The sequence below is a fragment of the Rhizobium sp. SVR5-9E genome, assembly GCF_056755095.1.
Genome location: NZ_JBNDHS010000073.1, coordinates 23850 through 31258, shown reverse-complemented (window position 1 = coordinate 31258; position 7409 = coordinate 23850). Strand labels below are relative to the sequence as shown.

The 7409-nt window shown below is 57.1% G+C and carries 7 protein-coding genes and 2 pseudogenes; 3 read left to right on the top strand and 6 right to left on the bottom strand.

Annotation, left to right across the window (positions count from 1 at the left end; genetic code table 11):
• Nucleotides 1-69: 69 nt before the first annotated feature.
• Nucleotides 70-532 (top strand): annotated as a pseudogene (locus tag ACPYOJ_RS25605) (IS6 family transposase); the annotation flags it as partial.
• A 45-nt stretch (nt 533-577) separates the two neighbouring features.
• Here ACPYOJ_RS25605 and ACPYOJ_RS25600 read toward each other — a convergent pair.
• From ACPYOJ_RS25600 to ACPYOJ_RS25585, 4 genes are all read right to left on the bottom strand, one after another.
• Nucleotides 578-682 carry a glycosyl hydrolase 108 family protein gene (locus tag ACPYOJ_RS25600; protein ID WP_481418755.1) on the bottom strand — a complete coding sequence of 35 codons (105 nt, stop codon included), beginning with the start codon at nt 680-682 and terminating at the stop codon, nt 578-580.
• Between the two features lie 362 nt (nt 683-1044).
• On the bottom strand, nt 1045-1227 hold the full coding sequence (locus ACPYOJ_RS25595) for a hypothetical protein (protein ID WP_481418754.1): 183 nt from the start codon (nt 1225-1227) through the stop codon (nt 1045-1047).
• A gap of 373 nt (nt 1228-1600) precedes the next feature.
• Entirely contained in the window at nt 1601-3253 is a 1653-nt protein-coding gene (locus ACPYOJ_RS25590) for a heparinase II/III family protein (RefSeq protein WP_481418753.1), read from the bottom strand.
• Nucleotides 3254-3462: 209 nt separating this feature from the next.
• The gene (locus tag ACPYOJ_RS25585; RefSeq protein WP_481418752.1) at nt 3463-3930 is read right to left on the bottom strand and encodes a hypothetical protein; all 468 of its coding nucleotides are present in this window, start codon (nt 3928-3930) and stop codon (nt 3463-3465) included.
• A gap of 11 nt (nt 3931-3941) precedes the next feature.
• Here ACPYOJ_RS25585 and ACPYOJ_RS25580 point away from each other — a divergent pair, with 11 nt between their 5' ends.
• Together ACPYOJ_RS25580 and ACPYOJ_RS25575 are read left to right on the top strand one after the other, a co-directional pair.
• Entirely contained in the window at nt 3942-4115 is a 174-nt protein-coding gene (locus ACPYOJ_RS25580; protein ID WP_481418751.1) for a hypothetical protein, read from the top strand.
• Between the two features lie 209 nt (nt 4116-4324).
• A complete protein-coding gene (locus ACPYOJ_RS25575) occupies nt 4325-4780 on the top strand; it encodes a YybH family protein (RefSeq protein ID WP_481418750.1) in 456 nt (151 codons plus the stop codon).
• A gap of 62 nt (nt 4781-4842) precedes the next feature.
• Here ACPYOJ_RS25575 and ACPYOJ_RS25570 read toward each other — a convergent pair.
• A pseudogene (locus tag ACPYOJ_RS25570) lies at nt 4843-5625 on the bottom strand (sugar phosphate isomerase/epimerase family protein); the annotation flags it as partial.
• A 58-nt stretch (nt 5626-5683) separates the two neighbouring features.
• Nucleotides 5684-7408 carry an FAD-dependent oxidoreductase gene (locus ACPYOJ_RS25565; protein ID WP_481418749.1) on the bottom strand — a complete coding sequence of 575 codons (1725 nt, stop codon included), beginning with the start codon at nt 7406-7408 and terminating at the stop codon, nt 5684-5686.
• Nucleotide 7409: the final 1 nt, after the last annotated feature.

The window sequence follows — 7409 nt, the reverse complement described above, 5'->3', positions numbered from 1 at the left end:
CCGGATGATGCGAGAGTATCACGTCCGGTTCTGAGAGAGCGCGGGGTGAAACTCCCCTGCGCCACTCGCCTGGTCGTGACGATCGGCGGGAGAAGACATTGGCTCTGGCGCGCCGTCGATCAGGACGGTTACGTGCTCGACGAGATCGTCCAGACCCGCCGCAACACCAAGGCTGCTAAACGCCTGCTGATCCGGCTGATGAAGAACCAGGGAGGCCTGTCGAAGCGCATTGTCGCCGACAAGCTTCGCTCCTAGGGCGCGGCACAGCGTCAGATCATGCCCACGGTCGAGCATCGACCGCTCAAGGGGCTGAACAATCGCGCCGAAAAATTCGCATTTGCCACTGCGAAAACGGGAACGGCTGATGCAACGGTTTCGCTCGCCAGGCGCGCTGCAACGCTTCACAAGCGTCTTCTCGGCAGTCCGAAATCTCTTCGTGCCGCCGCGCTCGAAACACTCAGCTATCGCTGTCCATCTACACCGCCTCAGGGCGATCGCACATTGGAAGGCCGTGGCCGAGACAGTTGCCTGACCCACACGTCTTGTCGAACGCGTACTTCAAGAACTTAACCTGACATCACCCGCCGCCGGGATCCTTCGGATTGTTGGAATAGCCGCCTTCGATGATAAGCACCTTGGCGAGAGAGCGCGCGAATTCATTTGCGCGGTCGAGGACCTGCATTGTTGATCTCCAAAAATATGATGATGTGTCGGACAGAGACGTGTCCGGTGGATATTAACCGGACGCTATCCTTGCCGGATCATTGCGGTGGATCGATCGACATGCGCCGATCAAGTTGTCGGCGCTCGTGAACCCCAGCGCGGCACCAGGAGACCCGGCAACCCACCAACAACCCTATGCCGGGTCTCCTTCACGGAGCTGCGTAGAGGTTTTGGCGGTTCATTTCTGGTTCCTTTTGGCAACAAAAAAGGCCCCCGCGAGGGAGCCTTATAGAAGCAAGGCAGCAGACATGCTGCTCGTGAGATGACCAGCCTAGCGGGTGGTAATAGCCCCGCCGATAACTGCGCCGAGCGCGAAAGCTGCTACTGGATACCAAAGCCCATCGCTGTGGCGTCGATACCCATGGCGGTGTTCGTGATACCCGCGATATCCGTGGTAGTAGCCGCGGCGACCGTGTTCACGGTGAACGTAGCGGTCATGCCGATCGCGACTGACGGAGCCGTGATGTGGCCGCCGGTGATGGTCGTCGCGGACCTGAACCACATCGATATTTTCAACGATTACAGGACGAATAGACTGCAAGGGAGCGGCAGAGACAGACGTCAAAGAAGTGGCGCCGATGCAAATCGCGACGATCCCGGTGCAAACTGCTTTCATCACATTCATTTCAATTCCTTCGCTATTTTTGCGGAGGGACGTTGGACCTGCGCTGATTAACGTAAGGTGAACACGCCCTCCCTGCGGCAAAAGGAGACTCAGTAGCACCCCAGACTTTCTGCCGGGTCTCCGCCTCCCCGGAACCTCGAGGCCGCGTAGAGTTTTGAGCTGTTGATTGACTTTCCGATGTGGGAAAAGAAAAGCCGCCCAAAGGACGACTTTCGTTCGTCTCAATTTTGAGTTCGATTCCGACGAGGCGCGCTACGAGGATGAAGCATCAAGATTGATTTGCCATGTGATGTTAAGGTCTCTCCCATGGCAGATCGCGCGAACGACGGTGGTAGCCATCTTCTCGAGATATTTTAGGCTTATCCAGCCAAGCGGCGGATCTTCTTGCCCCCTGACACTTTCGACTCGGCATCCGTCCTGCTCAACCCGGCCGACAATGCGCTTTCCATTGGCAAGCGGCAGTTCAAAACCGTGATCGGTCATCGACGGAATAAGATCGGGAGGAAAGACAAGCGTACTGACAAAGTCTCTGGCGTTGTCGGACGTAATCGCGTCCGCAATAACGAGGGATCGAGCTGGCGCATAGGTGATCTTCCGCGCCTGCGTGAACCCAAGATTTGGGAAGTCGGCAGCGCCCGACACCATGAAGTCGTTTTTCCCGACTTCCAAGGGTTTCAAGCTCGATCCATTGAGTTTTACGTCATCCGGCGTCTGCGGCTTGCCAGCGATGCTGATGGTATTGTGTGCGGCTGCGCTCTTGAAGTAGTTCCGGTAAGCGTTCTTGTTATAGGAGAACTTTCCGCTGTCTACGAAGATTTGCCGGCCGTGTTCAAACAGCTCAAAACTCAGGTTGTCGGCGTGCTTGTGCCCACTTTTGACATCATTCATGCCGGTAACAAAGAGCATGGAGTCATGCTGCGGCGGATTTGACCGGATAACAATGTAACCAGATTTTGACCAGTCGCGTACTGAGAACTCTTTCCCGTTATCCATTCTGACGGCATCCTTGTCCGGAGCCTTTAAGGGAACACCTCTACCTTCCGTGTCACCAACCTGTACGACATTGCCATCCGGAAAAATAAGGTAAGGCCATGCTTCATGGGCTAGGTCTAACTTCCGCCGCAGATCAGGCAAGTTGAACCTGTCGGCGCCACCGACGTTCTCGATCGCAGTCAAAGCGAACCTATGATACTGGGGCGAATTTTCCCGATGTATCCCCTCGTCCGTGAACTGGCTGCCAGCGATCTTGGCATACATCTTCGCGGCAAATGCTCGCCCCCTACGGCACTCGGAAAGATCGGCGAACTCTTGGCAGAGCATGTCGAGGCCGACAGTTTGAAAGAGCCCATGGTTGCCGGAGCTTATGAAATCCTCTTCCTGCAAGCGGTTCGCATGAACCACTGCTAGTTTCCGAAGGATGCTTCGGTCTTCCGAGGAGGGGTTCCACTCACCCATTACGATCTGTTCTTCAAGGAAAGCCAAATGCATGGCTCTTAGACCCGCTGCCATGTCGTACCAACTGAACTTGGTCGTTTTGCCTTCAACCAAATGAAAGTAATACCAGTCACGGATGTAGGTCATGGTCTCGTCGAGGTACGCCGCATTGCCGGTTTTCGAATACCGATCAAGAATCGGATCCGTCATTCTCCACGCATGGAGGTGAAAGCGCCAATTCCTGTCGCGGAACGGATCTGCGTCCCAGTCCAATGGTAGGCTGAGCGGCCATGATGCGAGGTCCCGCCGGGGCTTGAAGCCTGTAGCCTTCTGTTGCCCGTAATCCGTCGGAATGTTGAGCGATATCGAATTCAAAGTGATTGGCATATCTTTTGGAGCAGGCTCCCCACCGGTGCCGGAAGCCGCTACGAACAAGCCAACAGTGGTGGCAATGAAAGAGAGTTTTCGCATTGGCTTACCATGCCCCGAGACATGCCTCCCCTTTTTTACACAAACGCAACGACAGGCAACAGCTTCAGGCAATCACGATTGCTCGATTATGTTTGCCGGATAGATGAATACCTCTAGGCGGCCGTAATCCTGCTCAACCTTACGGATTTAGCCAGCGGCGGCTGGATGAGACCTGTTCGGAACGATGACCGCTGTTGGCAAACCAGACTTTACTCACCATCTTCGCTCTCCCCCGTTAAAGGAGTCGGCAACACTACCGCGTCTGCCGCCGCCTGCGCGTCCTCAACTGTGTCTGCTGCATCGATCGCCGCTTTTGTCGCCCGGCGAGCGTTTCGGATTGCTGCGCCGATAGGCAGCCACGCGTCATACATCCTCGCAACGAGCGTCGCCACGGTGAGATACGCCTTCGCTTGCGCGGCGGAACGGCTGCCGAAGTTCACGATTACTATCAGCAGTTCCTTCAAGAGAACGACAGGCTGATGGTGTCCGAGTTGACGCACAACCATAAGCACGAGCGATACCACAAAGACACGGGCAGCTGGATCGAAGCAAATCCTCCATTCCGATAACTCTAAGAAATTCCCAAAGCCTCTGTGGACACCGAGAAACTTGCCTTTGGCGAGCGCTTGAGCGAACTTCTCATGCCATGCGTTTTTCAGATGGCATGGCTTAACCATGGGAGCGTCTCATGAAAGACGACGAGATCGAGCGCCTGGCGAAGCTATTGTGGGAACAAGAAAATCCATCGAAGCCGTGGCTCACGCCAGCGTCGCGGAGCGTGCTCGTGCAGGATGTAGTGACCGGTGCCTCCGAAGAGGATCGAGAGCGCTACAGAAACAGAGTCAGAAACGGCGAAAGATGAGCCTTCGCCGTGGCGAAGTAGAATAGCCGAACTCCAACAAACGTCGGAGTACACGCTCCTTCAGAAGCGTCAGTTCGGCCACCATGCGTTGCCCGTGGCGATGCGATTAGGAATTAACCGCAGCGTTGTTTGCTCTGACCAGGCTGCCGGTATAAAGTTGTGCCCATAGGCCAAGAACAAGTGCCGGAATCGCCCAAGGGAGGACTTCGATGCGCTACTTTCTAGTGTCTTTTTGTTTCATCGCACTCGTTATCGGCGCTGGTGAACCTGCCGGTGCCCAGACAGCTCAATCAAGCATAGAGGCGAACATTGCCGACTTCGTCGCCAAGTTTTCCGCTAAGGATGCGAAAGGCCTGGGTCAACACTATACCGAAGACGCAGTAGCGTTTCCCCCCAACGAGAACCGGGTCGCCGGCCGCGAAAGCATTCAGACGATGTGGCAGGGCTGGATTGATGCCGGATTGACCGATTTGACACTGAAAGCGGCGCAGGTCGAGGAGAGTGGCAATTTCGCGTATGAGGAGGGCACCTACTCGATCAAAATCCCCGGCAAGGACGGCAAGACCAGCGAGGAAACCGGCAAATACATTGTCGTATGGAAGAAGGGCGACGACGGCGAATGGCGACTGCATCGGGATATCTGGAATACGAACCCTGCTAAGTAGGGTTCATGCGCGGTCGCTCGGGCTCATCATCGCCATTGCTTGGTTGAAGCTTGGTGCCGGGCTACCGATCGGTATCCATCGAGCGCGATCGCATTCGTGGATCCGCCGCGGAACTGGTCGTTGAAAATCTCAAGCGAAAGATAATCGTCGTAACCGGTTGCGGAGACGGCCTTCATGAAGTCAAGGACCGGCAAGTCGCCTTCGCCGGGCATATTGCGGAAATGGCGGCTCCAATAAAGCAGATCCATGTCGATCAACGGCGCATCGGCAAGCTGGACGATGAAGATTTTCTCCTTTGGAATTGACCGGATGGAGTTGACGTCGATCCTGCGGGAAAGCGTGTGGAAGCTATCGAGGATCAGGCCGATATTCGGATGATCGGCGCGGCGGACGATTTCCCATGCGTCACGGTGATCATGGATGTGGCGCCCCCAGGCGAGGGCTTCGAAACCGACCCGCATTCCGCGTTTGGCAGCGCGCTCGCCGAGCTCGTGGAAGTCGGCGGCGGCACGGTCGATCCCGCCGATTGCAACGGGCGACACGTTCGAGCAGACAAGGACCAGATCCGCGCCCATCTCCTGCATGAGGTCGAATTTGCGCTCGGCGCGATCGAAAGTTCTCGTCCTGAAGGGCTCGGGCATGCCCTCGAAGTCACGGAATGGCTGGAAGAGTGTGATCTCGAGCCCAAAATCTCGTACCATCCGGCCGACATTCCGCGGACTTTCATCAAAAATCAGGAAATCGTTTTCGAATATCTCGACGCCGTCAAAACCAGCCTTCGCGATCGCTTCGAGCTTCTCTTTCAGATCACCGCTGATCGACACGGTCGCAATGGACGTCTTCATAGCGTTTTCTCCATCCTAGCTGTGACTGCACATCAGGCTCGCGGATATCGCCGCAGCGTCATGCGCTTGTCTTCGAACGGACCGCTCGCCGCGCTGCATCGCGCCCGCTCAAAGCACCGAAGACGATGGCAGGCCCAAGCGTGATCCCCGGGCCGGGATAGGCGCCGCCCATGATCGACTGCAGGTCGTTTCCGCAGGCATAAAGACCTTCGATTGCCGTCCCGTCGCGGCGCAAAAGCCGACCGTCTTCGTCTCCGACGAGGCCTGTCGCCGATCCGATATCGCCCGGCCACAGACGGACCGCGTAAAAGGGAGGGGTTTCAAGTCGACCAAGGCTCGGGTTCGGTCCGTGTGTGGGATCGCCGTTGGCCTTTTCATAGACCGTCGTGCCCCGCGAAAAGTCGGGATCGATCCCGGTCTTCGCATAGGCATTCATGCGCGCCACACTGTCTTTCAGACCAACGGCATCGATACCGAGCCCGGCTGCCAGCTCTTCCGGTGTTCTTCCCTCGGTGAGATAGCCGTCGGCAAGGAAAGGCTGGATGTCGGCCCCTCCGGGACGGATCATTCCCAGTCCGTATTTTTTCAGTGCCTTGGCATCGGCGACAAGATAGGCCGGTATATGGCTGCCATCCCTGTTGAGCGCGTACATCGCCGAGACAAAGCGGTGATAACTGGTGCTTTCATTGACGAACCGACGACCGTCGCGCCCCACCGAAATGATGCCAGGTTTGGACCGGTCGAAGACGAAGTGCGGGAAGATCGCCATCGATCCATCCTTGCGGCGCCGCCGCGACACCGGCGCCCAGAAGCAGGGCTGCTGCGCCGTATCGCCGTGATAGGCACCAGCGGCAAAGGCAAGCTCATGCAGCATGCCTTTGCTTCCTGGTGCGGCAGGGCTGAATTCCGGCTGCGGGTCGGGCAGTTTTTCGCGACGCAGCCGCTCGTGCTGCGCAAATCCGCCCGAGGCCAGGATCGTTCCACCCCCCACCCTGATTGTCCGTTCGGTTCCGTTCTGGCGCAGCGTCAGTCCATTGACGCCCTTATCGTTCATAGAGAAGGCGGTTGTTTCGGCTTCCGTGAGGATGTCGACGTCAAGTTCCAGGGCGGCAGTCAGCATACGCCCGATCAGCGCATTTCCCATGACGAGGCGCGTGCCGCGGCCAAAACGTAGCCTGCCGATGTAATACCGGGCGATCAGCTGCGCCGAATAGGCTGTCGATTTCAACGATTTCCCGAGTTTCAGCAAATGGGCAATGTCGTCACGATCGACGATCATGCCGCCAAGCACTGTGAATTCCGGAATCGGCGGACGGATCAGTTTCAGGTTTGCACCAAGACGGGCCGCTTCGAACGGCACCGGCTCCAGCGCTCGACCGAAAGTGGAGGCGCCATCCAGTTCAGCCATGTAATCCGGGTGGAAGGGACGGGCCCGAAACAATACGCCCGCCTTGTCTTCAAGGGCGTCGATAACACCAGGCCCAGCGCGCAGAAAGGCATCGCGGAGTGCTGCCGCACTTTGATTGCCGACGGCGCGATCCAGGAAACTCGATACTTTGTCGTAGCTGTCCTTCGCACCGATCGCATCCGAGTGGCGTGTCAGCGGTATCCAGGTCGTTCCCGCTGAAAAGGCAGAAGCCCCCCCAAGATATTCGCAGCTTTCAACAAGTAGCACGCGCGCGCCCTCCAGTGCTGCAAAGATCGCGGCGGAGAGTCCCCCGGCCCCTCCCCCAAGAACAGCCACGTCATAGGTTTGACCGGTTTCAGCCAATGTCCGGTGCATG

Coding starts and splice junctions, on each gene's coding strand:
- ACPYOJ_RS25600 (WP_481418755.1), bottom strand. CDS start 682: ATGCAGGTCCTCGACCGCGCAAATGAATTCGCGCGCTCTCTCGCCAAG.
- ACPYOJ_RS25575 (WP_481418750.1), top strand. CDS start 4,325: ATGCGCTACTTTCTAGTGTCTTTTTGTTTCATCGCACTCGTTATCGGC.
- ACPYOJ_RS25565 (WP_481418749.1), bottom strand. CDS start 7,408: ATGCACCGGACATTGGCTGAAACCGGTCAAACCTATGACGTGGCTGTT.
- ACPYOJ_RS25595 (WP_481418754.1), bottom strand. CDS start 1,227: ATGTGGTTCAGGTCCGCGACGACCATCACCGGCGGCCACATCACGGCT.
- ACPYOJ_RS25580 (WP_481418751.1), top strand. CDS start 3,942: ATGAAAGACGACGAGATCGAGCGCCTGGCGAAGCTATTGTGGGAACAA.
- ACPYOJ_RS25590 (WP_481418753.1), bottom strand. CDS start 3,253: ATGCGAAAACTCTCTTTCATTGCCACCACTGTTGGCTTGTTCGTAGCG.
- ACPYOJ_RS25585 (WP_481418752.1), bottom strand. CDS start 3,930: ATGGTTAAGCCATGCCATCTGAAAAACGCATGGCATGAGAAGTTCGCT.